Consider the following 528-nt stretch of genomic DNA (forward strand, 5'->3'; position numbering starts at 1 on the left):
CTGGCGTTCCAGGCCTCCATGACCTGGCTGCGCTTGACCACACGTTCGCCGTCGTGCTCATTCGCTGAAGCCTGCCAGTGCCTGTAGCTGCTGCGATGGACGTCAAAAGTCTGGCACAACGCAGCGACCGGATATCGCGCTCTAAGCCTGTCGACTACCGTGAACCATTGAGTGCGTCCGACATTAAGAGCGCCGTAGCCTTTTTTAGGATTTCGTTCTCCATTTCAAGGCGCTGAACCTTTTTCTTCATTTCGCGCAGCTCGAGCTGTTCGGGCGTCAGAGGAAGCCCGGCGGGCGTTTTCCCTAGGCGCTCAAGTCGCAGCTTATTAACCCAACGGGTGATAGCCGAATGGCTGACATTAACCGCTTCAGCGGCCTTAACGTAGGTATAGCCGTGGTCGACAACCAGTTTTGCTGCTTCGAGCTTAAATTCTGGCGTGAAATGTTTTGCCATTGGGTCACCTGTAGTGTTGGGGAGGTGAGAATATCACCTTCCGATCAGGTGGCCAGTATCAGTGTGCCACTATA

General features: G+C 54.4%; 1 protein-coding gene. It reads right to left on the bottom strand.

What is annotated here, in order from left to right:
• Window positions 1–154: 154 nt before the first annotated feature.
• The gene (locus tag U869_RS0127450; RefSeq protein WP_025123399.1) at window positions 155–454 is read right to left on the bottom strand and encodes an IS3 family transposase; all 300 of its coding nucleotides are present in this window, start codon (window positions 452–454) and stop codon (window positions 155–157) included.
• Window positions 455–528 lie beyond the last annotated feature (74 nt).

It is taken from the genome of Serratia sp. H1w, assembly GCF_000633355.1.
Classification (GTDB): Bacteria; Pseudomonadota; Gammaproteobacteria; order Enterobacterales; family Enterobacteriaceae; genus Chania.

Bases quoted from the DNA above. Each gene is read 5' to 3' on its own strand.
- U869_RS0127450 (WP_025123399.1), bottom strand. From the start codon at position 454: ATGGCAAAACATTTCACGCCAGAATTTAAGCTCGAAGCAGCAAAACTG.